Origin of the sequence: Curtobacterium sp. VKM Ac-2865, assembly GCF_015350905.1 — a bacterium.
Classification (GTDB): Bacteria; Actinomycetota; Actinomycetes; order Actinomycetales; family Microbacteriaceae; genus Curtobacterium.
The window spans coordinates 21,830-46,919 of the sequence record NZ_JADKRZ010000005.1 but is presented as its reverse complement, the minus strand read 5'-3'; the positions used below and the strand labels follow the sequence as shown (position 1 = coordinate 46,919).

At 72.0% G+C, this 25,090-nt stretch carries 18 protein-coding genes and 1 tRNA gene; 6 read left to right on the top strand and 13 right to left on the bottom strand.

The window, feature by feature from the left end:
• Position 1: 1 nt before the first annotated feature.
• Positions 2–304: a hypothetical protein gene (locus ITJ54_RS12800; RefSeq protein WP_071271762.1), complete on the top strand. Its 303-nt coding sequence runs from the start codon at positions 2–4 to the stop codon at positions 302–304.
• 40 nt (positions 305–344) lie between these two features.
• Here the strand turns inward: ITJ54_RS12800 and ITJ54_RS12795 are convergent, their stop codons facing one another.
• The 5 genes from ITJ54_RS12795 to ITJ54_RS12775 form a co-directional block, all read right to left on the bottom strand.
• Positions 345–1,577, bottom strand: coding sequence for a CDP-glycerol glycerophosphotransferase family protein (locus ITJ54_RS12795; protein WP_194628878.1), 1,233 nt, complete (start codon positions 1,575–1,577; stop codon positions 345–347).
• Positions 1,578–1,620: 43 nt separating this feature from the next.
• Positions 1,621–2,529, bottom strand: a complete 909-nt coding sequence (locus tag ITJ54_RS12790) for a glycosyltransferase family 2 protein (protein WP_194628876.1) — start codon at positions 2,527–2,529, stop codon at positions 1,621–1,623.
• On the bottom strand, positions 2,526–3,353 hold the full coding sequence (locus tag ITJ54_RS12785; protein ID WP_194628874.1) for a CDP-alcohol phosphatidyltransferase family protein: 828 nt from the start codon (positions 3,351–3,353) through the stop codon (positions 2,526–2,528). Before ITJ54_RS12785 ends, ITJ54_RS12790 begins: the two co-directional genes overlap by 4 nt.
• 5 nt (positions 3,354–3,358) lie before the next feature.
• Complete coding sequence (locus ITJ54_RS12780; RefSeq protein ID WP_194628872.1) at positions 3,359–4,402, bottom strand: glycosyltransferase family 2 protein; 1,044 nt, start codon at positions 4,400–4,402, stop codon at positions 3,359–3,361.
• A gap of 467 nt (positions 4,403–4,869) precedes the next feature.
• A complete protein-coding gene (locus tag ITJ54_RS12775; RefSeq protein WP_194628870.1) occupies positions 4,870–6,879 on the bottom strand; it encodes a S1C family serine protease in 2,010 nt (669 codons plus the stop codon).
• Positions 6,880–7,061: 182 nt separating this feature from the next.
• Here ITJ54_RS12775 and ITJ54_RS12770 point away from each other — a divergent pair, with 182 nt between their 5' ends.
• On the top strand, positions 7,062–8,306 hold the full coding sequence (locus tag ITJ54_RS12770) for an aminotransferase class I/II-fold pyridoxal phosphate-dependent enzyme (protein WP_194628868.1): 1,245 nt from the start codon (positions 7,062–7,064) through the stop codon (positions 8,304–8,306).
• On the opposite strand, the gene ITJ54_RS12765 is transcribed toward ITJ54_RS12770, so the two are convergent.
• Together ITJ54_RS12765 and ITJ54_RS12760 are read right to left on the bottom strand one after the other, a co-directional pair.
• Positions 8,293–9,168 carry a carbon-nitrogen hydrolase family protein gene (locus ITJ54_RS12765; RefSeq protein WP_194628866.1) on the bottom strand — a complete coding sequence of 292 codons (876 nt, stop codon included), beginning with the start codon at positions 9,166–9,168 and terminating at the stop codon, positions 8,293–8,295. The two genes, ITJ54_RS12770 and ITJ54_RS12765, sit on opposite strands and share 14 nt — an antisense overlap.
• Positions 9,169–9,217: 49 nt before the next feature.
• The gene (locus tag ITJ54_RS12760; RefSeq protein WP_194628864.1) at positions 9,218–9,835 is read right to left on the bottom strand and encodes a TetR family transcriptional regulator; all 618 of its coding nucleotides are present in this window, start codon (positions 9,833–9,835) and stop codon (positions 9,218–9,220) included.
• A gap of 116 nt (positions 9,836–9,951) precedes the next feature.
• Between ITJ54_RS12760 and ITJ54_RS12755 the strand changes: the two genes are divergently transcribed.
• Positions 9,952–10,890, top strand: coding sequence for an aldo/keto reductase (locus tag ITJ54_RS12755; RefSeq protein ID WP_194628862.1), 939 nt, complete (start codon positions 9,952–9,954; stop codon positions 10,888–10,890).
• 166 nt (positions 10,891–11,056) lie between these two features.
• Here the strand turns inward: ITJ54_RS12755 and ITJ54_RS12750 are convergent.
• From ITJ54_RS12750 to ITJ54_RS12740, 3 genes are all read right to left on the bottom strand, one after another.
• Positions 11,057–11,133 (bottom strand) — tRNA-Met (locus ITJ54_RS12750).
• 62 nt (positions 11,134–11,195) lie between these two features.
• Positions 11,196–14,174 (bottom strand): UPF0182 family protein, encoded by a 2,979-nt coding sequence (locus ITJ54_RS12745; RefSeq protein WP_194628859.1) that lies wholly within the window; start codon positions 14,172–14,174, stop codon positions 11,196–11,198.
• A gap of 257 nt (positions 14,175–14,431) precedes the next feature.
• A complete protein-coding gene (locus ITJ54_RS12740; protein WP_194628857.1) occupies positions 14,432–15,541 on the bottom strand; it encodes a PDZ domain-containing protein in 1,110 nt (369 codons plus the stop codon).
• Between the two features lie 101 nt (positions 15,542–15,642).
• Here ITJ54_RS12740 and ITJ54_RS12735 point away from each other — a divergent pair, with 101 nt between their 5' ends.
• The gene (locus ITJ54_RS12735; RefSeq protein WP_194628855.1) at positions 15,643–17,058 is read left to right on the top strand and encodes a zinc-dependent metalloprotease; all 1,416 of its coding nucleotides are present in this window, start codon (positions 15,643–15,645) and stop codon (positions 17,056–17,058) included.
• Positions 17,059–17,169: 111 nt separating this feature from the next.
• Positions 17,170–18,027 (top strand): TOMM precursor leader peptide-binding protein, encoded by an 858-nt coding sequence (locus ITJ54_RS12730; RefSeq protein WP_194628853.1) that lies wholly within the window; start codon positions 17,170–17,172, stop codon positions 18,025–18,027.
• Here the strand turns inward: ITJ54_RS12730 and ITJ54_RS12725 are convergent.
• The gene (locus tag ITJ54_RS12725; RefSeq protein ID WP_323741713.1) at positions 17,918–19,681 is read right to left on the bottom strand and encodes an ATP-dependent helicase; all 1,764 of its coding nucleotides are present in this window, start codon (positions 19,679–19,681) and stop codon (positions 17,918–17,920) included. The genes ITJ54_RS12730 and ITJ54_RS12725 overlap by 110 nt on opposite strands.
• Positions 19,678–20,613, bottom strand: a complete 936-nt coding sequence (gene nudC, locus ITJ54_RS12720; protein WP_194628851.1) for an NAD(+) diphosphatase — start codon at positions 20,611–20,613, stop codon at positions 19,678–19,680. Before nudC ends, ITJ54_RS12725 begins: the two co-directional genes overlap by 4 nt.
• A 119-nt stretch (positions 20,614–20,732) precedes the next feature.
• Between nudC and ITJ54_RS12715 the strand changes: the two genes are divergently transcribed.
• Positions 20,733–21,731, top strand: coding sequence for a phosphotransferase (locus ITJ54_RS12715; RefSeq protein ID WP_194628849.1), 999 nt, complete (start codon positions 20,733–20,735; stop codon positions 21,729–21,731).
• A gap of 124 nt (positions 21,732–21,855) precedes the next feature.
• Here ITJ54_RS12715 and ITJ54_RS12710 read toward each other — a convergent pair whose 3' ends face one another.
• Positions 21,856–25,083: an ATP-dependent DNA helicase gene (locus ITJ54_RS12710; RefSeq protein ID WP_323741712.1), complete on the bottom strand. Its 3,228-nt coding sequence runs from the start codon at positions 25,081–25,083 to the stop codon at positions 21,856–21,858.
• Between the last annotated feature and the right edge of the window lie 7 nt (positions 25,084–25,090).

Below are 25,090 nucleotides of genomic sequence, written 5' to 3'. Positions count from 1 at the left end.
CATGCCCACCACACCAACCGCCTACGCTGTCCCCTTCGCCGTCGACCGCACGGCCGCACCCCGCCGCTACGACCTCGTCAACATCGGGGACGAACCCGTCGACGGCCTCAGCCTGACCCACCTCGGCACCGGGTACTGCCCACCGCTCGTCGTCCGCCGACTCGACCCCGGTCGCAGCCTCGGCATCGCGGTCTTCGGCGCCGCTCCTGACGAGACCGGCGTGGTCATCGTCCGGTGGCGGCGCCCCGACCGCTCCGAGTACCTGTGGCGCATGTCGCTCGTCGGGCCGGGCATGGCACCCTGACGACGTCCGAGCCCGCGGGCGGCGCGCCACTCGCGGCGGGTCAGGCCGTGCCGTGGTCCCGGTCGACCTCGTGCCAGCGCGCGACGAGCCGTTCGACGGCGTCGTGGAAGCGGGCCGTCGCGGCGCCGGGCGTCGTGTCCCCGAAGTACCGCTCCACCCACCGGCGCAGGTCTGCCAGCTGACTCGCGTCGTGTGCCGCAGCGTCCACACGGGCGACCACCTGGTCGGCGTCCGCGGCCAGCAGCCAGTTCGCCGCGGTCAGGTAGCCGCGCTCGTCGACGTCCGCGCCGGCCGCGACCGGGCGCGTGACGATCAGGGGCTTCCCGACGGCGAGCCGGTCGTAGATCATCGCGCTGATGTCCGTGATCGCCACGTCCGCGTCGGCGAGCTGCCAGCCCAGCCCGGGCCCGTCGTCGTACACGTGGTGCGCCGACGGGTCCGCGGTGTTGGCGGCCGCGATCGCTGCGACGATGCGCTCGTGCGCGGCACGGTACGCCGCGTCCACGACGCCGCTGCGCGGGTGCGGGCGGTAGACCAGACGGTGTCGGGGCGACGCGAGCACCCGGTCCGCGATGGTCGTGCCGTGACTCGCGATCGACCCGTAGGCGGCCGCCTCGCGGTCCCCCTCCCAGGTCGGGGCGTAGAGCACGACGGTGCGGTCGTCGGCCGGGTACGGCGGCTTCCCGGCGAAGTGGTCCGCCTGCGGACGCCCGATCGCGATCGCCCGGTGCTCGACGTCGTAGTCCCAGAGCGCTTCGGACAGGCGGTCACGAGCGGCCTCACCGGCGATCAGGGCGTAGTCGTACGCCTTGAACTGGTTCGTCGTCATGTACATCTTGTCGCTCTCGCCGTGGTTGACGAAGACGTGCCACGTGCGCCCGTACCGCATCATCTGGAAGTTGCGGGCGTTCTGGTTCACGTAGAGCACCAGCTTCGGCGCCTGCTCGTCGACGAAGCGTTCCAGGTCGACGACCTGGCGGGCGTAGACCGCGGTGACGGGCGCCTCGTCGAGCAGTGTGAGCATCGTGCCCGGGTTCCGCGAGATGATCGCGACCGGGTGCGTCCGCGAGAGCTCGGCGAGCGGCTCGTACCACTGCCGCACCTGGTACATGTTCACGGGCCCGTCCGCGAAGTACACCGCGACCTCGATGCTCCCCGGTGCCAACCGCTCCTGCGTGGGGAGTCGGCGCGCAAGGGCCTGCCGGCTCGATCGGGATCGCAGGAGCCGTCGGACGAGCCGGACGGCAGTGCGGGCGTCGCTGAGGATCGACATGCTGCGCTGCTCTCTCGTGGTGCGGGTCGGGATCGGGACCGGGTCAGACGACGGGCGGGCGGCCGGCCAGGGTCATCCGGCCGATGGTGAGCCAGCCGATGGGTCGGGCCGGACCGCAGTCGCTCGTCCAGCCCTCACGGACACCGGCGAACCAGACCCGCAGGCGGCGCGGGTGCTGCCACCAGCGCAGGACCTGGATCACGGCCCACGACCCGACGTACACGGAGCGGAGCGGAGCCGGCAGGTTGCGCCGCGCGAGCCAGACGCGGTTCCGGGCGTTCAACCGGATGTACTCGCTGTGCCGGGACGGGTCGATCGCCGGGTGGTGCGCGACGAGGTCCCCGGCGTACCAGGTCCGACGGCCGGCGTCCCAGACGCGCCAGGCGAGCTCGATGCCCTCGTGCGCGTAGAAGTACGGCGCACCCCACCCACCGACGGCGCGGTACACGTCCATGGGCAGCACGACGGCGCCCTCCCACACGGAGAAGACGGGTGACGACTCGGTCGGGTCGCCCTTCCGGATGCGCGGCACCCACCGCAGCGGGTTCGTCGCGCCGGACGGGTCGACCACCCGGGGCTGCACGAGCCCGAGGGACGGGTCCCGCTCGAACAGCGCGACGGCGTCCCGCAGGAACGTCTCCGACGGGATCGAGGCGTCGTCGTCGAGGAAGAACACGTAGTCGCCGTCGACGACCTCGGCGCCCGCGTTCCGCCCAGCTGGGATCCCGACGTTCTCCGGGAGCGCCAGCGACCGGACACCCTCCGGCAGCCCCGTCGGCTGCCAGCCGTTGCCGACGCAGACGACGTCGAGCTCGACGCCCTGCTGGGCGAGCACGCTGTCGAGTCCCCGACGCAGGTCGTCCGGGCGGGTGCCCTGGGACAGGCTCACGACGGCGATGCGCGGACGGTCGCGGTGTGGGACCGCGTGACGCCTGGCGGTGGACGGGGTCACGCGCGGACCCGCTTCGACGAGATGATCGCCAGGAAGTGCCCGGCGGTGGCGATGACCGCCAGCGGCAGGAGCGCCCCGACCAGGACCCGGTCCACCAGCGGGTGGCCGACGACGAGCCCGATCAGCGCGAAGACGAACGCCAGGATGGAGAGCTCGACCGAGTGGTACAGCCGGTGGAACGGCAGGAAGCGGGCGACCTTGCGCAGCGAGGCGAGTCGTCGGCCCGACGGTGCCGTCGAGGCGTCTCGACGGTCGACGAGCTTCTCGAGACCGGAGTTGGCGCGCGCCACGTGGACCATGTCGTTCAACGCCTTGTTCAGCACGATGACCAGGCCGAGCGCGCACCCGATCGTCGTCCACATCCAGTCCGCCCCGTGGATCGGCCACGTCGCGGCACGGACGCCGAGAGCGATGGGGATGAGTCCTTCGGTCGTGTAGTGCCCGACCTTGTCGAGGAAGACCCCGGCGGGTGACCGGGTGCCGCGCCACCGGGCGACCTCGCCGTCCGAGCAGTCGACGAGCATCTGCAGCTGCCCGAGCACGAGCGCCAGTGCGGCGCCCCAGAACCCCGGGATGAGCAGTGCCGCGGCGACCGACCACCCGACCAGGATCATCAGGCCGGTCACCTGGTTCGCGCTGACGCGGGTCTTCAGCAGCACCCAGGTCAGGTACGGCGAGATGTCCCGGAGGTACAGCGACGCGGTCCAGTGCTCGGCGTTGGCGCGCGCTCGGACCTCGTCCGGCTGCGCCACCGCCCGCAGCTCGGCGATGGAGGTGGGGTGGGCGTAGCCGCGTTCGCCACGGTCGTGTTGGGAGTCGCTCACGTGCGTCACCGTCCGGTGTGGGTGGTCAGCTCGGAGGTCCGCGTCAGGAACCCGACGATGAACCCGACCCCCCAGCCGATGTGGATGCAGGGCAGGACGACGAGCAGCCACGCCCGTGTGGCCGCGTCGGAGCGACGGGAGACCGCCAGTGCGCCGACGACGACGAACACCAGGTAGACCGCGGGGACGACGAACCCGAGCAGCGCCCACGCGGCAGCACTGCCGAGTGCTGCGCCGATGACACCGACGATCCCGGCGATGAGCCCGAGGCCGAGCCCCGCCACCATGACCGGAGGCACGAAGTACCGCAGGCCGTTACCCGCCGGGAACCGTCTGGCGAGCTCGCCCCGCCACAGCCCCGTGGCGACGAACTGCCGGATCAGCCGCTTCAGGCTCGGTCGCGGCCGGTAGGTCACGACGAGCTCCGGCGTGAACCAGACGGTGCCGCCGGTGGTCCGCAACCGCCGGTTCAGCTCCCAGTCCTGGCCACGCTTGATGCCCTCGTCGAACAGCCCGACCGCGAACAGACGGTCGCGCCGGAAGACACCGAGGTAGGCGGTCTCGGCCGGTCCGGCCTGTCCGCCGACGTGGTGCGGGGTCCCGCCGAGGCCGACGCGGCTGCCGTAGGCGAGCGCCACCGCTTTCTCGAACGGCGTCCGGCCCTCGGCCCGCATGATCCCGCCGACGTTGTCCGCGCCGGACTCGGTCAGGGTCCTGACGGCGATGCGCGTGTAGTCCGGCGGCAGGACGGAGTGCGCGTCCACCCGGACCACGACGGGGTGCTCCGATGCGCGGATCGCCACGTTGAGGCCGGCGGGCGTGGAGCCCACCGGGTTGTCGACCGCGCGGATGCGGGGGTCGGCGGCGCTCATCTCGGCGACGAGTTCGTTCGTGCCGTCGATGGAGGGACCGAGCGCCAGCACGACCTCGAACGGCCCCGCGTAGTCCTGGTCGAGGAGACTCGCGACGGCAGCGCGCACCTCGGTGACCTCGTTCAGGACGGGCATCACGTACGAGACGCCCGGCAGGCGCTGTCCGTCTGTCTGCATGCGATCCCTCGGGGTCCTGGCGGTGAGCGACCTGCAGCCTATCAATCCCCGGACACCCCCACCTGTCGTCCCCCTGCGCGCCCGATCCCCCGCACCCTCGTCCCCGCTCCCCCTGGCCGAGCGGGCAGAACACCGTGGTCGTGCCCGCCCCGCACGCCGGCATTCCGCCCGCTCGGCGTTGTGAGCGCGAGCGGGCGGAAACGTCGGGTCGGGTCCGTTGGGCACGCGGGCATACCGCCCGCTCGGCGTTGCGAGCGCGAGCGGGCGGAAACGCGAGGTCGAGTCCGCCAGGTACGCGGGCATTTCGCCCGCTCGGCGTTCTGAGCGCGAGCGGGCGCAAGCGCGGGGTCAGGGCAGCCGGGCACGCGGGTGTCCCGCCCGCTCGCGCTGGGTGGGACGGGTGAGCGCGCACAGACGGGAGGCACGGTGCCAGCTGATACCGTGCCTCCCGTCTGTGGTGGGTCGCGTCAGCTCTTGCTGTCGTACGTCCCGAGGGTCACGTCGGCCTGGCGGGTGTCGCCGTTGCGGACGTAGGTGATGGTGGTCTTCGCGCCTCCGGCGAAGAACCGGACCTGCGCGGTGAGGTCGGTCGCGTCGGCGACGGTGGCGTCACCGATCTTGGTGACGACGTCGCCCTTCTGCAGACCGGCACCGGCGGCGGCACCGCCGGACGACACCGACTTGATGAGGGCGCCCATCTGGGTCGCCTTGGCGTCCTCGTTCGCGTCGCCGACCGTCGCGCCGAGCAGGCCGTGCGTGGCGGAGCCCTTGTCGATGATCTCGTTCGCGACGCGCTTGACCAGGTTCGACGGGATCGAGAACCCGACGCCGATGCTGCCGGCCTGCGAGCCGGACGAGTCCGAGGCTCCGGCGCTGGCGATCGCGACGTTGATCCCGATCAGCTTGCCCTTGGAGTCCAGGAGCGCACCACCCGAGTTGCCGGGGTTGATCGACGCGTCGGTCTGGATGACCGGGAGCGAGACGGTCGCGGAGGCGCCGGAGCTCGAGCCGTTGTCGCCGTTGCCCCAGAAGTCGAACGGGCCGTTGCCGTTGTTGCCCTGGCCCTCGTTCGAGTCGCCGCCGGCCTTGGGGTCGCTCGACGTGACCTGGATGCTGCGGTTCAGGGTCGACACGATGCCGTCCGTCACCGTGTTGGAGAGCCCGAGCGGGGCACCGATCGCGACGGCGGTGTCACCGACGTTGAGGTTCGACGAGTCCGCGAAGGCCATCGGCTTCAGGTCGGTGGCGTCGATCTTGATCACCGCGAGGTCGACCGTGGGGTCGGTGCCGACGAGCTTGCCGGAGTAGATCTCGCCGTTCGAGGTCGTCACCTTGATGGTGCCGCCGGAGCTGTCGCCGTCGAGGGTCACCACGTGGGTGTTCGTGACGATGTAGCCGTCCTTGGTGAGGACGACGCCGGAGCCGGTGCCGGCCTCGCTGGACGCGGAGACGTTGATCGTGACGACCGACGGTGTGGCTGCCGCGGCAACAGCGGTGACCACGGTCGCCGAGTTGTAGTCGTTGACCGTCAGGTTGCCGCCGCCGGAGCCCGACGAGCTGACGACGGAGCCGCCGTTGGACGTGGCTGCCACCCAACCGCCGCCGGCAGCGCCGCCGACGAGCGCGCCGACGATGAGGGCTCCGATGAGCGGGAGCACGAGGCGCGACCGGCCCTTCGACGTGGTGGACGTCCCCGCCGCTGCGCCGGACGCGCCGGCCGCGGTGGAGCCGGAGAAGTAGTGGCCGTTGCGCGGAGCGCCGTCCTGGTCGCCGTAGGCACTCGAGGTGGGCGCCTGCGCCGACTGGCCGAACGCGGACTGGCCGGAGCCGTACTGGCTCGACCCGTACTGGCCGTACCCGGACTGGCTGGAGCCGTACTGGCTCGTCGGCTGCTCGTGCGCCGAGGTCGGGGCCTGCGCGGAGCCCTGGGCGTACTCGCCGTAGCGGGGGCGGTCCTGCTGGCCGGACTGGCCCTGCTGGCCGTACTGGTCCTGGCTCTGCTGGCCGTACTGCGACTGCTGGCCGTACCCGGACTGGCCAGAGCCGTACTGGTCCTGCCCGTACTGGCTCTGGCCGTACTGGCTCTGCTGGCCGTACTGCGACTGCTGGCCGTACTGGCCCGAGTCGCCCTGGCCGTACGGCGACTGCTGGCCGGACTGGCCCTGCCCGTACTGCTGGTCCGTCCCGTACTGCTGTCCCGAGCCGTACTGCTGGTCGCTGCCGTACTGCGCCGTGGGGTACGGCGCCGTGTACTGGTCGGTGTCGCCGGCCGAGGAAGCTGGGTGGATCACGTCGGTGTGGTCGGCATCCGTGCTCGCGCCCGGGGCCTCCTGCCCGCTCGCGCTGGTCGGTGCGTCGTTCGGCGTCGACGCGCCGTCGTCGCCCGTCTGCTGCGCGGCATCGTCGGCGGTGACCCCATGGGTCGTGTCGTCCGGACGGATGTCGTCGCCGTGCCCGTTGGGCGTGGTGTCGGTCATGCTGGACGTGCTCCTTTCAAGCTCGTGCAGTCTGTCGCACGAGCCTGGGGAGTCCTGATGACGACCCTGCAAGTGCCTTGAGGCGAGCTTATGCGTCACCTGTGGACGCACTCCCCAGAGGGACGGAGCGGACGCACTAGGTTGGGGACCGTCCAGCGCGAGCGCCCGTCGGAGGGAACCCCATGCGGCACACCGGACCCTGGCTGCGAGCGGCGGAGGGCGCGATGCTCCTCGGCCCCGACGGCGTCCCGGCCCCCACCGTGTTCGCCGAGATGAGCGCCCTGGCAGCGAGCACCGGAGCGCTCAACCTCGGGCAGGGCTTCCCCGACGAGGACGGCCCCGCCGAGGTCCTCGACGCGGCGGTCCAAGCCATCCGCGACGGCGTGAACCAGTACCCGCCGGGGCGTGGGACCCCCGGCCTGCGCCTGGCGATCGCCGAGCATCAACGACACTGGTACGGACTCGAGGTCGATCCCGACCAGGAGGTCCTCGTGACCGCCGGCGCGACCGAAGCGCTCGCGGCCACGCTCCTCGCACTGGTCGAGCCGGGCGACGAGGTGGTCACGTTCGAGCCGTTCTACGACGCCTACGGTGCCCTGATCCGTCTGGCCGGCGCGACCCACGTCACGGTGCCACTCACCGCGCCCGACTTCCTGCCCGACGAGTCCACGCTCCGCGCGGCGTTCTCGGACCGGACGCGCGCCGTCCTCGTCAACACCCCGCACAACCCCACCGGACGAGTGCTGCCGACCGAGGTCCTGCGCGTCGTCGTCGAGCTCGCCGAACGCCACGACGCGGTGATCATCACCGACGAGGTCTACGAGCACCTGACCTTCGACACCGAGAACCCGGAGAACCCGGCGAACGAGACGCACGTGCCGCACGCGCCGCACGTTCCGATCGCCACGCTGCCCGGCGCCCGCGAGCGGACCGTCACGGTGTCGAGCGCCGGGAAGACCTTCAGCACCACCGGCTGGAAGGTCGGCTGGCTCACCGCTCCCCCGGCGCTCGTCACGGCGATCACCACCGTCAAGCAGTACCTGACCTTCGTCAACGGCGCGCCGTTCCAGCCGGCCGTCGCCGTCGGGCTCCGCCTGCCGGATGCGGTCTTCACCGGGATCGCGGCGGACCTCGCAGCCAAGCACGCCGTGCTGGCGGCGGGCCTCACCGCGGCGGGCTTCGGGGTGCACCGGCCAGACGGCGGCTACTTCGTCATCGCGGACACCGCGCCGCTCGGGTACGAGGACGCGCGGGCCTTCTGCCTCGAGCTGCCGCACCGGGCCGGGGTCGTGGGCGTCCCGGTGTCGGCGTTCGTCCGCCCGGACCACGCCGCTGGCTACCGGTCGCTGGTGCGCTTCGCGTTCTGCAAGCGGAAGTCCGTGCTCGAGGACGCGGCCGCGCGGCTCGCGACCCTCAGCGGGGCGTGAGGTCGGCGGCGCCCGCGCCGTCGCCCCGGACCGTCACGTCGTACCGCCGCAGGGCGAGCGAGGGGTTCGTACGCCGCACCGCGTCCGTGACGTCGGTGTCCACCGTGGTGACGAGGAGCCCAGGGGCCGCTCCGAGCGCGGCGACGGCGACACCGGACGGGTCGAGTGCGACCGACGCCCCGATGCCGATCGGCGGCGCCTGGCCGACACCGACCACCCACACGGTGTTCTCGATCGCACGCGCCGTGAGCAGCGTCCGCCAGTGGTGTTCCTTCCCCGGCCCGCGCACCCACTCCGCCGGCACGAGCACGACGTCGGCACCGGCCGGACCCGCGGTGGCCGGACCCGCGGTGGCCGGACCGGCGGCGAGCCGCCGCGTGACCTCCGGGAACCGCAGGTCGTAGCAGGTCTCGAGGCCGACACGCAGACCGCCGAGCTCGAACACCGGCAGCTGCTCGGGGTCCCCCGGCTCGATCCGGTCGGACTCACGTGCGCCGAACGCGTCGTAGAGGTGCACCTTGCGGTACGTGCACACGAGCGCCCCGTCGGGACCGATCGCGACGAGCGTGTTCCGGAACCGCGAGCCATCGGAGCCGGCCTCGGCCACCCCGACCACGAGCGCCACCCCGGTGCTCCGGGCGATCCGTCGGAGCCCGGTGGCGAAGGGCCCGTCGAGCGGCTGCGCTGCCGCGACGAACCGGTCGTCGATGTCCGCCGTGAAGTACGACGTGTACTCGGGCGTGACCAGGAGCTGGGCGCCGCGGGCCGCCGCGTCCTCCGCCGCCGCCCGCACGGTCTCGAGGTTCGCGGCGGGGTCGTCCACGGGGGCGAACTGGGCCGCGGCGATGGTCAGTGTCGTCACGGGGCCAGGCTAACCGCCGCCGTACCGGCGCGCGCCAGCAGCGAACCCGCTACCGCACGTCGAGCACGTCGAACGACCGCCGGAGGATCCCCGTCACGTCAGCGTCGTCACCGGTCGCCCACGCCGTGATCGACACGTCGAAGCACCCCAGCGCCGCCTGCACGACCGTCCGCGCACGTAGATCGACATCAGCACCGCCGAGCCGCTCCCCACCGCCGAGCCGTCGGGCGACCAGCGGCACGAGCACCTCGGCCCACGCATGGTGCTTCTCGAGGTTCCGCGCCCGGAGCGACGGCGTGCTCGTCATCACCCGGACCGACCGCCGAGCCGTCACGGGATCGCCGCCGTCGCCGCGCAGGAGCATCGTCGCGAAGGCCTCGCGCAGCGCGCTCCAGACCGGCTCGTCGGTCGGCCGGTCACGGAAGGCCGCCGCGAGCACCTCACTGTGCCGCGCCGGGTCGCCGATGACGGCGTCCTCCTTCGCCGGGAAGTACCGGTGGAAGCTCCTGGCAGAGATCCCCGCCTCGGCCGCGACCTGCTCGACGGTGACCCGGTCGAACCCGTCGGCGTCGAACCGCGCCATGGCGACGGCAGCGATGCGGGCGCGGACAGCGTCGCGGGTGAGGTCCCGCAGTCCTGGTCGGCTCCCCGCCGTCGTCTCGCTCATGCACCGAGCCTATCGTCGGGCGACCCGCTTCGACAGTTCCCGCCATACTTGACAGCCTCTGCCATATCTGGCGTACAGTGCCACTCGCACGCACATCACCCCTCGGAAGGACGACCATGCAACACCGCACACTCGGACGACAGGGCCTCGTCGTCAGCGCCATCGGCTACGGCGCGATGGGCACGACCTTCGCGTACGGCCCCGGCGACGACACGGAGTCGATCGCCGCGATCCGCCACGCCCACGACCTCGGCGTCACGCACTTCGACACCGCGGAGCTCTACGGCTGGGGCTCGGGCGAGCGACTCCTCGGCGCCGCCCTCGCGCCCATCCGCGACGAGGTCACGATCGCCACCAAGTTCGGCTTCACCGACACCTACGGCCAGGACTCGCGGCCGGACCACATCCGTCAGGTCGTCGACACCAGCCTCCGCAACCTCGGGACCGACTCGATCGACCTGCTCTACCAGCACGTCCACGACCCGCAGGTCCCGATCGAGGACGTCGTCGGCGTCATGCAGGAGTTCGTCGAGGCCGGCAAGGTCCGCTACCTCGGCCTGTCGAACACGGACGCCGAGAACATCCGGCGGGCGAACGCGGTCCACCCGATCTCCGTCCTGCAGACCGAGTACTCGGTCTTCGCGCGCGAGTCCGAGGAGCTCTTCCCCGTCGTCGACGAACTCGGCATCGGACTCGTCGCGTACTCACCACTGGCGCGCGGCTTCCTCAGTGGCGCCGTCCAGCCCCGGTCCGCCTACGCGGAGGACGACATCCGGCAGTGGCTGGAGTGGTGGGCTCCCGAGCACTGGGACGCGAACACCGCGGTCGTCGCCGGCCTGACGGAGCTGGCGGAGGCGAAGGGCATCTCGCTCTCGCAGCTCGCGCTCGCCTGGATCCTCGCGCAGCGCGACGACATCGTGCCGATCCCGGGATCGCGGAGCCCCCGACGTGTCGCCGAGAACGTCGCCGCAGCAGCCGTGTCCTTCACCCCGTCGGAACTCGAGCGGATCACAACGCTCGGGCACGGGGTCCGCGGCAAGCGCGCGACGGGTTGAGCCAGCAGGCCGGGTCGCGTCGCCACCAGGAGACGGACGGGAGGCTCCCCACCAGCTGGTGATCAGCCTCCTGTCCGGAACGGGGTCCGGAACGGGGTCCGGACGGAACGCGCCCAGAACACGAAGAAGCCCCGGTCCGTGAGGACCGGGGCTTCTTGTGTCGCGTTGGTTGCGGGGGCAGGATTTGAACCTACGACCTCTGGGTTATGAGCCCAGCGAGCTACCGAACTGCTCCACCCCGCGGCACGTTTAGAAGCTTACACGGCAACGGGCGGGGTGCCAAATCGGCCACCCCGCCCGTGTCGTCACTTGCTGGAGCTGGCCGACTCCTCGGCCTCGACCGCGGCCCGGATGGCGTCCTGCAGACGCTGGTCAGCCTCGGCGGCAGCGACGAGGTCGTTGTCCGCGTAGGCCTGCTGGCGGTCCTGCAGGGCCGCACTGGCGTCAGCGAGGGCCTTCTGCACGGCGGGGTCGTCCGAGTCGGACGACGAGCCGCCGGTCGAACCGCTGCCGGTCCCGGCGTCCGAGCCGGAGTCAGCCGTCCCGTTGTCCGAGCCGTTGTCCGTCCCGGTGTCGGATCCGCCCGCGGCGGCACCCTGGTCACCTGCGGCAGCGCCGGAGTCACCACCGAACAGCTGGTTGAGGGCCTCGTCGAGGGTGTCCTCGAACGCGATCTTGTCCCCGAAGGCCACCAGGACCTTCTGCAGCAGCGGGTAGGAGCCGCTCGAGGTGGACTGCACGTAGACGGGCTGCACGTAGAGGAACCCACCGCCGACCGGCAGCGTCAGCAGGTTGCCCTGCTTGACGGTGCTGTTGCCGCGCTTCAGGATGTTCAGCTCTTGCGACACCGTGGTGTCCGAGTTGAACAGGTTCTGCACCTGCAGCGGACCGGGGATGTTGTCGGTCTTCGGGATCGTCAGCAACGTGAGCTTGCCGTAGCCGGACGCCCGCTTGCCCTTGCCGGAGCCCCCTGCGTCGGAGTCGACGGCGAGGTACCCGGTCAGCACGTTCCGCGCGTTCGACCCCGTCTGCTGCGGGATGTACGTCGTGTAGAGCGAGTACGCGGTCCCCTGCCCCGGCACCTTCATCGTCAGGTAGTACGGGTCCTGCAGGTTCGCCCGTGCCGCTGACGTCTGGGTGCCCAGTGCGGTCGTCGTCGTGGTGGTGTTCGCCGCCGTCGTGTCGGCGTCGTTCGACCCGCTCGTCGGCTCGGTCGGCGTCGTCCAGGCGTCGTCACCCGAGTAGAACGAGTTGGCGTTGGTCACGTGGTACGTGCCGAGGATCGAGCGCTGCACCTTGAACAGGTCGGTCGGGTACCGGACGTGGTCGAGCAGGTCGGCGCTCATGGCGGAGACCGGCTTCAGCGACGTCGGGAAGACCTTCTGCCAGGTCTTCAGCACCGGGTCCTTCGTGTCCCACGTGTAGAGGGTCACCTTGCCCGTGTAGGCGTCGACCGTGGCCTTCACCGAGTTGCGGATGTAGTTGACCTGGTCCGTGCGGAACGTCGAGGACTCGGTGCCGTTGATGCTGTCGGCGAGGCTCTGGCTCTGCGAGTACGGGTACGCGTCCGAGGTCGAGTAGCCGTCGACGATCCACTGCAGGCGGTGGTTCACGATCGCCGGGTAGGCGTCGCTGTCCAGCGTCAGGTACGGCGCGACCTTCTGGACGCGGGTGATCGGGTTGCGGTCGTACAGGATCTGCGAGTCCTTGTTGACCGCGTTCGAGAGCAGGATCTGCTCCGACTGGAACTTCGCGGCGTAGACCAGCCGGTTGAAGAAGTTGCCGATCGTCGGTCCGCCGTCGCCCTTGTAGGTCGTCGTCGCGTTGCCGCCGTTGTCGTCGTCCGAGCCGGACGGGTAGTCGAGCTCCACGTTCTTGGAGCCCTCGGGTGCACCGACGATGGAGTAGCCGGGCGAGGTCTCGCCGAAGTACACGCGCTGCTGGTAGTCACCGAGGGCGCCGGTGGTCGGGATGCCGGACTCAAGGAACACCGGCTTGCCGTCGCTGGCGCGCTGGTTGCCGTAGGCCGCAGCGACGCCGTAGCCGTGCGTGTAGACGAACGTGCGGTTGTACTGCGTGTTCGCCTTGGCGCTCAGGCCGTCGAGGTCGATGTCGCGGACCGCGATCACGGTGTCCTCGGTCTTGCCCTTGATGTCGTAGCGGTCGACGTCGAGCTCGGACGGGAACTTGTAGTACTGCCGCGACTGCTGCAGCTGGCTGAACGTGTCGGACACGATCTTCGGGTCGATCAGGCGGATGTTCGCCGTGGTCTGGGCGTCCTGCGCCAGGGCACCGGTGGACGGCGACGTGGTGGCGTCGTAGTTCGACTCCTTCACCCCGGACACGTCGTAGGCGTCCCTGGTGGCGTCGATGTTCCGCTGGATGTACGCGGACTCGAACGACCGCTCACTCGGGGCGACCTGCAGGCGCTGGACGATCCACGGGTAGATGCCGCCGATGACGATCGCGGAGACGAGCAGCAGCCCGGTGCCGACGATCGAGATCCGCCAGCGGCCGATGACCGCGGTGACGATGAAGAGCAGTGCGACGATCGCCGCGATGCCCGCCATGATCTCGCGACCGGGGATCGTGGCGTTGACCTCGGTGTACTGCGCACCGGTGATCAGCGAGTTGTTCTTGGTCAGCGCCGCGTACTGGTCGAGCCACAGGCTGACGGCCTGCAGGGCGATGTAGAGCGCGGCCGTGATCGCGAGCTGCACGCGGGCGGCACGGGAGATCCGGACCTCTCGCCCACCGAACCGCATGGCGCCGTAGAGGTAGCACGCGGCGAGCGCGGCGAGCCCGGCGATGAGGACCACCGCGGACGAGTAGGCCACGACCGAGCGCCAGAACGGCAGCTCGAAGACGTAGAAGCCGATGTCCAGTCCGAACTGCGGGTCCTTCTTGCCGAAGGGGGTCCGGTTGAAGTACTCCAGGACCATGCTCCAGCGGGGTGCCGTCGCGAGTCCGGCGAAGATGCCGAGGACGACCGGGATGCCGATCATCACGACCCGGCGGAGCGGCTCGATGACCTGCTGGTAGCGGTCGAGCTGTGACCCGAGCTTGGCGTAGACCGGTCGGAACCGGAACGCGAACAGGATGCTCAGGTAGACCGGCACGGCCATGCCGAGGAAGCCGGCGAAGAACATCACCGCCCCCGCGATCCACCGCGTGGTCAGCACCTGCTGGAAGCCGAGCTGCGCGAACCACGCGTAGTCGGTGTACAGGCTGGCGAAGATGAAGAAGGCGATCACCAGTGCGGCCAGCACGATGATCGTGACCACGATCGGGACACGCGGCGAACGCCGGCCCGCAGTGGACGAGGTGGACGAGGTTGTCGTCACGTGATGTGCTCCAGACGTGTCGGACCGGCCGGCCCGGCGCACCGGGCCGTCAGTCCCACGATCCTATGGGACGCCGCCGACAGTGAAGCTGTACCCGATCTCAGGAAGCGCCCCCGAGCCTCCAGACCGGACTGGAGGCTCGGTGCAGGTCACCGACGCCGGTCCCGTCGACGGGACAGGCGGTCGGGAACCGCCGGTCAGCGACCGCAGGTGGCGAGGCCGGCCGTGCTCTTCCCGCTCGCGATCGTGCCGAGGTCGGAGACCGCCTGGTCCAGGGTCTTCACGGCGTAGACGTCGAGTCCGTCGGGGACGTGACCGACGACCTCGTCGCAGTTCGACGCCGGGGCGAGGAACACGGTCGCTCCCGCCGCCTTCGCGCCGTAGAGCTTCTGGCGGATGCCGCCGATGGGGCCGACCTCGCCGCCGGCGGTGATCGTGCCGGTGCCGGCGACGTGCTTGCCGCCGTTGAGCTTGCCCGGGGTGATCTCGTCGATGATCCCGAGAGCGAACATCATGCCGGCACTCGGGCCGCCGACGTCCTGCAGCTTGATCGACACGTCGAACGGGAAGTCGTACTTCTCCACGACGCCGACCCCGAGCAGGGCCGTGCCGTCCTGGTCGACCGGGGTGGCCCGGACCTGGCGGGTGGCGTCGCCCCGGCGGATCGTGACGGTCGCCGGGCTGGACGTGCCGTGGTCGGCGACGAGCCCGCGCAGCGTGGTGGCGTCCGCGTTCGTCGTGAGGGACTTGCCGTCGAAGGCGGTGATGACGTCGCCCGTGCGGATCTCGCCGTCCGCCGGGGAGCCCTTCGCGACGGTGCCGACCTCGAGCGTGGTGGGGATCCGCTCCCCCTGCTGGATGAGTGCGGCGGCGACGGCTGACTGCTGGGAGTTCGTCATGTCGGCGGCGTCCTGCTTGTCCACCTGCTCGGTCGTCGTGCCGGGTGGGTAGATCGCCGAGGCGGGGACCACGGCCTGCGACTTCGTGAAGAGCGCCCGGATGACGCTCGTCCACGGCGGTCGCTGCGTCGCGGTGCCCTGGACGCTGACGGTCAGCATGTCGAGCGCACCGGCGGTCGGGTAGGTCTGGTGGCCGTCGATCTCGATGAGCTCGACGTCCTTGGCGTCCTTGCCGGTGCCCTGCTTCTGCGTGCCGATGGTGTTGAACACCGGGCCGGGCAGCTCGATGACGTACGGGCTCGGCAGCACGCTCGCCACGATCGCCAGGACGACGGCGCCGACGACGAACGTCCACCCGACGGTCCGACGGCGGGAGCGGCGGCGGGGGGCGGTCGCGAAGATGGTCAACGGGGTCCTTCCGGCGCTGTTCGCCCTGGGCGCACCCGGAGGAGCGATCCCACGGGGCCGTCCCAGGCGCGGCCCCACGAGCAGCGATTAGCGTAGTCGGCATGCCTGATGAACCGCAGCCGGGGCCGGACGACGACTTCCAGGAGATGCTCCGCAAGCTCCTCGCCGGAGAGGGCCAGATCGACCCGTCGCAGCTCGCGGGCGCCGCTGGCCTGCCGAACGACCCGGCCTTCGTGGCCAACCTGATGAGCCAGCTGCAGCGTGCGGCGCAGAGCGGCGGCGACGGCATCGACTTCACGGTGACGGCCGAACGCGCGACGGCGATCGCGAAGGACGGCGCCCACGGCATCGACCCGGCGACCAGCCAGGCGAGCGACCAGGCCTTCCAGGTCGCGGCACTGTGGCTCGACGAGGTCACCACCGTGGCCGAGCTCACCGCCACGCCGAGCCTGTACACCCGCGAGCAGTGGGCGAAGGCGACCGCGCCCGTGTGGACGCAGATCGCCGAACCCGTGGCCGCGAGCATCGCCGGTGCCCTGACCGAGGCGATCGACCAGCGCGCACCCGAGGAGCTCAAGGCGATGCTCGGTGACGTCTCGAAGGCCATGCGCGGGGTGGGTGGAGCACTCTTCGCGATCCAGCTCGGCCAGGTCGTCGGACAGCTCTCGAAGGAGGTCGTGTCGGGCGGCGACGTCGGCGTCCCCCTCCTCGACGAGCAGGTCGCCGCACTCCTGCCGCAGAACGTCGCCGAGTTCGCCGAGGGCCTCGACGTCCCCGTGGACGAGGTCCGCATCTACCTCGCCGTCCGCGAGCTCGCCCACGCGCGGCTGTTCCGCTCGGCGCGCTGGCTGCGGCTGCACATCATCTCCTCGATCACGGAGTACGCCCGCGGCATCCACATCCCGTTCGACCGGGTCGAGGAACTCGCTGCCGACATCGACCCCACGGACCAGGAGCAGCTCCGCGACGCCCTCGCGTCCGGTGCGCTGATCCCGCCGCGCACCCCCGAGCAGGACGCCGCCCTGGCGCGCCTCGAGACGATGCTCGCCCTGGTGGAGGGCTGGGTCGACACCGTCACCGCCGCGGCCACCGCACGCCTGCCCCGGTCCGGTGCGATCGCCGAGACCGTCCGTCGTCGACGGGCAGCCGGCGGACCGGCCGAGTCGGCGTTCGCCACGCTCGTCGGCCTCGAACTCCGCCCCCGTCGCCTGCGCGAGGCCGCAGCGATGTGGCAGCGCGTCACCGACGAGCTCGGCGCCGAGCAGCGGGACGCCCTGTGGGAGCACTTCGACCTGGTGCCGACGTCCGAGGACGTCGACGCCCCGGACGCGCTGGTCGCACGGCTCCGGAACCCCGGGCACACCCAGGAGGACGACGAGTTCGACCGGGCGCTCGAGGACCTGCTGAACGACGCCACCGGCTCGCGGCCGCGTGAGGACGAGTCCGGTGGGATCGACGACGAGCCCGGCGACGGTCCCGACGCGACCGGTCCGGCACCGGACGCCGGCCCGCGCTGACCCGACCGGGAGGCCCGGGTCGGCCCCGGCGCGCGGCCGGCGGTCCGGCGGGTTCTCCACAGATCCCCCGGCGACCGCCCGTCCGCTCCGCGCGTCCGCCACGGTGGACGCATGGGCATCCGCATCGATCCGTCGCTCGAGTTCGTCTGGCGTGACCCGGCGACCGTCCAGCTCGGCGTCGACCCGCCGCGCGCCGTGATCGGGGTGCCGACCACGGCCGAGGAACGCTTCCTCTGCGCCCTCCGGCGGGAGACCAGCCGCGACGCCCTGTCCGGCCTCGCGGCGAGCGTCCGGTGTCGCCCCGAGGTGGCGGCGCAGGTGCTCGGGGCGGCGTCCCCGGCGGTGCTCGACATGCTGCCGGAGCCGCTCACCCGGGTCGAGGTCCACGGCACCGGCGCCCTCGCGTCGACGCTGGACGCCTTCCTGACGGGCGAGGGCATCACCGTCGTCCGCACCACGGCTCCCCGCGGCGGCCCCGTCGCGCTGCCGGACCCGGACCCCCGCATCGCCGTCGTCGTCGCGGACCACGTCGTCGACCCGGCGCTCCGCTCGGCGTGGACGCGCCGCGGCACACCGCACCTGCCGGTCGTCGTGGGCGACGGCCGGGTCCGCGTCGGGCCGCTCGTCGTGCCGGGCAGCGGCCCGTGCCTGCAGTGCCTGGAGTACGCGCACGTCGACGACGACCCCGCGTGGCCCGCGATCGCCGCCCAGGTGTGGGGACGTCCCGCGGCGCCGCTCTCACCGTGGCGCACCGGCGCGGTCGCCGCGGCCGTCGCACGGTCGGTGGTCGAGCTCCTGCCGCGCACCACCGTCGCGCCGGGGACCGACCAGCTCGTGTTCGAGCGGGACGACCTGTCGGTCAGCCGACGACCGGTGCGGCCGCACCCGCGGTGTGCGTGTCGAGGGCTGCCAGGAACCGACTCGGCGCGCGGGCACCCCCGCGCGACGACCCCTGCCGTGACCACATGACGGTCACGCTGCGCCGCGCTCGGGTCAGTCCGACGTAGAACAACCGCCGTTCCTCGTCGACCTCGTCCTCGGTGGTCGCGTGCGAGATCGGCAGCAGGCCCTCCGCGGCACCGACGATCATCACGTTCTGCCACTCCAGGCCCTTGGACGAGTGCAGCGTCGCCAGCGTGACGGCGTCGAGCTCGGGCTCGTGGTGGGTCGCGGCGCGGTCGACCAGGTCCTGCGTGAACTCCTGCATGCTCGTGCCGGCGGGGGCGTCCTCGGCGAGGCCCATGATCGCCTGCAGGGCTTCCCACTGCTCGCGGACCGCGCCGGTGCCCTCGGGAGCGGTGGGGGTCCATCCGCTGACCTGCAGCACCAGGCCGACGCGCCGGGTCAGTTCGTCATCGGTCTGCCGGATCGCCTCGCCGCGCATGTGGTGCACGGCGAGCTTCACCTCCGGCCGGTCGAAGAACCGGGTGCCGCCCTGCACGCGGTACGGGATCCCGGCGCGACCGAGTGCTGCCTCGAGCGCGGCGGACTGTGCGCCGACGCGGAACAGCACCGCGCAGTCACCGTAGGCCGACCCGGCCTGCACGAGCTCGGTGATCTGCCGGGAGACCGTGGCCGCCTCGTCGCCGTCGTGCACGCACGGCAGGACGACGGGCGCCGGGCCGGGCTCGGTCTGCTGCGCCGCGAGGTCGAGCGCACCGGGACGTCCGCGCATCAGGGCGTTGGCGGCGTGCACGACCTCCCGTGTCGAGCGGTAGTTCCGTTCCAGGCGCAGGACGGACCCGCGCGGGAACTCGGAGCCGAAGCCCAGCAGGTACCGACTCGACGCCCCCGCGAACGAGTAGATGGTCTGGCTGGCGTCCCCGACGACGCAGAGGTCCTGCCGGTCGCCGAGCCAGGCGCGGAGCAGGTCGTGCTGCACGGGCGAGACGTCCTGGTACTCGTCGACCACGAAGAACCGGTACTGCTGCCGGACGTAGCTGGCGACCCGCGGTTCGGACTCGACCATCCCGAGCGTCGCGAGCAGCACGTCCTCGAAGTCGAGCTGCCGGCGGTCGTCCTTCAGCCGCTCGTACGCGCGCATCAGGTCGATGACCCGGGACGGCGAGGTCTCGCGGGGCATGGCCCGGTCGGCGGCGGCGGCCTCGTACTCGTCGTAGGTCAGGCGCTGCACCTTGCGCCACTCGACCTCCCCCGCCAGGTCGCGCAGCACGGGCTTGTCGACGCGCATGCCGACGGTGTCCGCCGCGTGGGCGATGATCCGCGCCTTCGACTCGACGATCTTCGGGGCGTGCCCGCCGACCGTGTCCGGCCAGAAGTAGCTCAGCTGCGACATCGCCGCGGCGTGGAACGTGCGTGCCTGCACCGCGCCGGCACCGAGGGCCCGCAGGCGCGAGCGCAGTTCACCGGCGGCGCGGGTCGTGAAGGTCAGCGCGAGGACGTGGTTCGGCGAGTAGGTGCCGGTGGCCACGCCGTACGCGATCCGGTGCGTGATGGCGCGGGTCTTGCCGGTCCCCGCACCCGCGAGCACCGCGACCGGGCCGAGCAGGGTCGTCGCGACCGTGCGCTGCTCAGCGTCGAGGGCGGCGAGCAGCGCTTCGGGCGACGGCGGCTGCACCGGGGGTCGCGGCTGCGGCTCGGCGCTCTGCTGGCCTGGCGTCACGGCAGGTCCAGCGGGGCGCCGTACCACTCCTCGATGATGGCCCGCGCGATGGAGGTCCGACCGGGCAGCATCAGGGTGGTCCCGGCACGTTCGCGGATGTCCTCTCGTGAGAACCACCGGACGTCGAGGATCTCGACACCGTCGGGCCGGACGGTCGACGGGTCGCCGTCGAGTGCCCTGGCGCGGAAGCCGACCATGAGCGACGCCGGGAACGGCCAGGGCTGCGAGCCGAGGTACTCGGGTTCCTCGACGTGCACGCCGGACTCCTCGTGGACCTCGCGGCGGACGGCGTCCTCGAGCGACTCCCCCGGTTCGACGAACCCGGCGAGCAACGAGTAGCGGTCGTCGTCCCACGCCGCGTTCGACCCGAGCAGGATGCGGTCGTCGCGGTCGGTCACGCCGACGATCACCGCGGCGTCGGTGCGCGGGAAGAGCTCGTGGCCCTGGTCGTCGCGGCGGACCCAGCCGCCGGTGACCACCTCGGTGTCGGAGCCGGTGCGGGGCGAGAACCCGTGCACCGCGTGCCAGTTCGCCATCGCCACGGCCTCGACCGCCAGGCCCTGGTCACGAGCGGACAGCTCCGTGCCGAACATGCGCAGGTTCTCCCAGGCGTCCGCGTCCGGTTCGATGCGGCCAGCGGTGTCGGCGTCGACGAGGGCCGCGACGAAGCGGGTGCCCGCCGGGGCGTCGGCCGCGTCGGACAGGGAGCGTCCGAGGTAGATCAACGGCGCGGACTGCAGGACGGACTCGGCGGGGACGAAGCGCAGCGTGCCGTCGGCGTTCCGCAGCATCGCGGCGCCATGCACGGGCAGGAACCGCGTCGAGGGGTCGTCGCGCAGGACCCGTCCGAGGTCGGGGGTGCTGCGGTACTCGGCATCGCGGTCGAGCTCGTTGCGGGCGAGCGGCAGCCGGGCGGCGAACTCCTCGGTCACAGGGTGACTCCTCGGGTCGGGATCGATGCGGCTCGCACTCGGCGAGCCGACGGCGGGCATCCGGTCGGGTCAGCGTGGCGCGCACCGTTCGCGACGCCAGCGGACCTACCCTGTGGGGCATGGCGGGATCCCAGTTCACTCTAGCGGCGTTGGCGACGACGACCGTCCCCGGACTCGAGGTCACGGGCACACGCACGCTCGGCTCGGTCGCCTCCGGCGACTACGAGTCGGCGCTCCTCCACGACTCCGAGGGACGCGAGTCGGTGATCCGGCGACCGCGCAACCAGCGGGCGGAGGCCCGGCAGTCGGCCGACCTCCTCGCGATCCGGGCGCTGAGCGCCGGGATCAGGTCGCGCCTCCCGTTCGCCGTCCCGGAGTACCGCGGACAGGCGCCCGTCGGGTCGACCCGCGCCATCCTCACGACCTACGTCCCCGGCGCGCACCCCGCCCTCGGCACGCTCGCCGAGCGTCCGGAGCTGGCCACCAGCGTCGGACGCGCCATCGCCGCCGTCCACGTGCTGCCCACGAGCTTCGTGACCGACGCCGGTCTGCCGTCCCTGACCCCGTTCGAGGTCCTGCGGTCCGCCGTGTCCGTGATGGACCGTGCGGTCGCGACGAAGCTCGTCCCCGCCGCCCTGCAGGAGCGCTGGGAGGGTGCCGCGCGCGACCAGCAGCTCTGGCAGTTCACCCCGACCGTCGTGCACGGCGCCCTCGGCACCGAGGCCCTGCTCGTCGACGGCGACGACGTCACCGGCGTGCTCGGCTGGGGCGAGCTGCGGCTCGGCGACCCGGCCAAGGACCTGGCCTGGGTGCTCCCCGGCCGGCACGAGGCCTTCGACACCGTCCTCAGCGCGTACGAGGCGAACGGTGGCGGTCGTGACCGCCAGCTCGCCCAGCGGGCGCGGGTGTACCACGAGCTCGAGACCGCGCAGTGGCTGCTGCACGGAGTGCAGGCCAAGAGCACGGAAGTCGTCGACGACGCCGTCGCGATGATGCACCGGCTGGTCGACGCGGTGCACGCCCCTTCGGCGGCCCCGCTGCAGTCGGTCTCGCCGGAGACGATGGAGATCGGTGAGGTCGAGCAGCTGCTGACGTCGACGGAACGTCGGCACGGCTAGACACGGCTGACTCGGTTCGGTCGGTTGACCCGGTCGGTCCGGCTGACACGGTCTGTTCGGCTGGCACGGTCCGTTCGGCTGACACGGCCTGGAGGCCCGGGGCGCGTCCGCCCCGCTGCTCACGTCAGCCCACGGCCCGCTGCCAGGCCCGCTCGAGTCCGGCACGGTCGAGCAGTTCCCGGGGCCGGACCTCGAGGTCGTCGGCCACGAAGTAGAACACGGCGTCGACCTGGTCGATCGGACGTCCGGTGAACTCGGCGTACGCCACCCGGTACAGCGCCAGCTGCAGCTGCCGCTGCTCGAGGTCGGCCGCCCCCGACGGTGCCTTGCCCGTCTTCCAGTCGACGACCTCGATGCGGCCGTCGATCTCGTACACGGCGTCGAGCTTGCAGACGACGCTGTGCCCGAGGAACGGGATGTGGATCTCGCGCTCGACCTCCACCGGCGTCAGCTCCGCCCAGCGCGACCGGGCGAACGTGGCCTGGAAGGCGCCGAGCCGCTGGGCGTCGTCATCGCTGACGACCGCGTCCGTCGGGGTCGTCGGGCCCTCGTCCGGGTCGAGGTCGAGTTCGCCGTCCCAGACGTCGAGGGTCTCGAGCGCACCGCCGGACCGACCGCGGGTCTCGACCCACTGGTGGAACAGCGTTCCGAGACGGGTGGCGCGGTAGGGCCGCTCGGGCATCGGACGCCGGAGTCGCTCGGCCACCGCGTCCGGTGCGGTGAGGTAGTCCTTGAAGCCGGACGCCGGGACACGGTGCGGCACGACGACCCGGTACCTGGCCGACCGTGCAGCCCGGCGTTCGGCGAGCAGCAGGTCGATGTCCGCCGCGTACCGGCCCGAGGCGCCGGGGTTCGCGTTGCGCACCCGGTCGGCGGCTGCCAGCACCCGCGGTGCCCGGTCGCCGAAGGGCACGTGCGGCCAGGACTGCGTGGCACCAGCGTCCCCGAGGGGGTTGGCCTCGTGGGACGTCGTCTCCGGGATCGCCGCGGCCGGCAGCACGTCGGCCTCGACCAGGTCGGCGAGGTACCGGCTGGGCATCATGGGCTTCACGCCACCCGCCCAGAACGAGCCGCTCACCAGGAGCTCGTGCCGTGATCGGGTCAGGGCGACGTAGGTCAGCCGACGTTCCTCGTCCTCGTTGCGGGCCTTGACCTCGTCCTTGAAGGCCTCGATCGCGAGGGTGACGTCCTTCTGCGAGTCGTGCCCGCGCCAGGCCAGGCGCGGGAGCTCGTCGGCGTCGCCGCGGAACTCGTAGGGCAGGCGTCCGAAGCCGATCCAGCCCGAGGAGCCCTCCTGCGGCCGGGCGGGCAGCGCGCCCTCGACCATCCGGGGCACCGCGACGGCGTCCCATTCCAGGCCCTTCGACCCGTGGATGGTCAGGATCTGCACGGTCCCGCCCTCGGGCTCCTCCGACCGAGGACCCATGTCGTCACGGCGTGCGGCGGCGTCGACCCAGCCGAGGAAGGCGCCGAGGTCCGCCCGGTCGTCGGTGCCGACGAACCCGGCGAGTTCGTCCACGAAGGCGTCGAGGTAGGCGCTGCTGCCCTGCTCGTGCGCCGCGACCTCGATGTCGAGGTGCATCTCCTGGATGACGAGCGTCACGAAGTCGACGAGGTCCCCGGCCGCGCGGGAGCGGAGCGCCGCGAGCTGCTGCCCGAGCCGACGCATGCGGTCCCGCCCGGCGTCCGTGATGCCCTGCAGGGCGCCGTGGTCGTCGGGGGCGACGGCGACGAAGTCGAGCGCGTCGACCACCGAGCCGTGCTCCCCCGCCGCGACCGAGGCCCGGAACGCAGCGGTCACGTCGTCGTCGAGGCGCTGCTGGGTGTGGTCCCGCTTGAACAGCCAGCTCGCGAGCGCGTGCAGCGCGGCCACGTCAGCAGCGCCGACGCGCCACCGGGCACCGGCGAGCAGCCGGATGAGGTCGTTGCCGGCGGCCGGGTCGTGGAGCACCCGCAGGCACGCCACCAGGTCCACGATCTCCGGCCGCTGCAGCAGCCCGCCGGTGCCCAGCACGTGGAACGGCACGCCGCGGTGGGTGAACGCCGCGGTGAAGGCGGCCAGGTCCTTCCGCGCCCGCAGCAGGAGCGCCATCGACCCGGACGGGTTGCGCCGCCGGTGGTCCTCGAACCACGCGGCCACCGCGATCGCCTCTTCCGGGAGCGTCTCGGTGAAGACCACGTCGACCGTTCCGGCGTCGGCACCCGGCCGCGGGGACAACCGTTCGACGTCGACCTCGGAGGCCTCGGACAGCGGCGACACGACGGCGTTCGCGGCGGCGAGGACGTCGACCGGGTTGCGCCAGCTCGTCGACAGCGCGAACGTGTGCGCTGTCTGCTCCCCGTCGCCGCCGAAGTCACGCGGGAACCGGGCGAGGTTCGCGGCGCTCGCCCCACGGAAGCCGTAGATCGACTGGTGCGGGTCGCCGACCGCCATCACCGCGTGCTCGCGGAAGAGCCGGGCGAGGAACCGGGTCTGCACGACCGAGGTGTCCTGGTACTCGTCGAGGAGCACGACGCGGAAACGCTGCCGCAGGTCCGACACGACGCGCGGGGCCGCCTCGGCAGCGGCGAGGGCGAGGGCGATCTGGTCGGAGAACTCGACGAAGCCCCGGTCGACCTTCTGCCGCCGGAACTCGGCGACCAGGTCGGTCAGGGGCTCGAGCGCGCCGATGGCCGAGACGGCAGCGGTGACGGCGGCGTAGGGCTTGCCGCGGTTGCCCGGCAGCTCGAGCAGCTCGGAGAACTCGATCGCGAACCGGCGCAGCTGCTCGGGTTCGACGAGGTGCTCCGACGCGGCACCGGCGAGCGCCACGACCGCCGCGGTGATCGTGTCGACGTTCCGGTCGAGTCCGGCGAGGCGGTCGTCCCGTGCCGCCACGACCACACGACGGGCGAGCTGCCACGCCGACGGCTCGGTGAGCACCTGGGACTCGCCGTCACGGCCGACGAGCAGCGCGTTCTCCCGGAAGACGCTGTTCGCGAAGGCGTTGTACGTGGAGACCGTCGGCGCTTCGAAGGCGTCGCCGGGGGCGATCAGGCCGGCGTCCTCGAGCGCGCGGATGCGGTCGTTGATGCGGATCGAGAGCTCGCCGGCGGCCTTGCGGGTGAACGTCAGCCCGAGGACCTGGTCGGGGCGGACCAGGCCGTTCGCGAGCAGCCACACGACGCGCGAGGCCATCGTCTCCGTCTTGCCGCTGCCCGCTCCGGCGACGACGAGCGCCGGTGCCAGGGGCGACTCGATCACGGCCCGCTGCTGCGCGGTCGGACGGGGCCGGCCGAGGGCGTCGGCGATGGTGTCCGCGTCACGCTCGGGCGGCCTGGCCGGCTGCGTCGCGGTGTCGGTGTCGGTCACGACCAGG

Coding starts and splice junctions, on each gene's coding strand:
- ITJ54_RS12800 (WP_071271762.1), top strand. CDS start 2: ATGCCCACCACACCAACCGCCTACGCTGTCCCCTTCGCCGTCGACCGC.
- ITJ54_RS12795 (WP_194628878.1), bottom strand. CDS start 1,577: ATGTCGATCCTCAGCGACGCCCGCACTGCCGTCCGGCTCGTCCGACGG.
- ITJ54_RS12780 (WP_194628872.1), bottom strand. CDS start 4,402: ATGCAGACAGACGGACAGCGCCTGCCGGGCGTCTCGTACGTGATGCCC.
- ITJ54_RS12775 (WP_194628870.1), bottom strand. CDS start 6,879: ATGACCGACACCACGCCCAACGGGCACGGCGACGACATCCGTCCGGAC.
- ITJ54_RS12770 (WP_194628868.1), top strand. CDS start 7,062: ATGCGGCACACCGGACCCTGGCTGCGAGCGGCGGAGGGCGCGATGCTC.
- ITJ54_RS12760 (WP_194628864.1), bottom strand. CDS start 9,835: ATGAGCGAGACGACGGCGGGGAGCCGACCAGGACTGCGGGACCTCACC.
- ITJ54_RS12755 (WP_194628862.1), top strand. CDS start 9,952: ATGCAACACCGCACACTCGGACGACAGGGCCTCGTCGTCAGCGCCATC.
- ITJ54_RS12735 (WP_194628855.1), top strand. CDS start 15,643: ATGCCTGATGAACCGCAGCCGGGGCCGGACGACGACTTCCAGGAGATG.
- ITJ54_RS12730 (WP_194628853.1), top strand. CDS start 17,170: ATGGGCATCCGCATCGATCCGTCGCTCGAGTTCGTCTGGCGTGACCCG.
- ITJ54_RS12715 (WP_194628849.1), top strand. CDS start 20,733: ATGGCGGGATCCCAGTTCACTCTAGCGGCGTTGGCGACGACGACCGTC.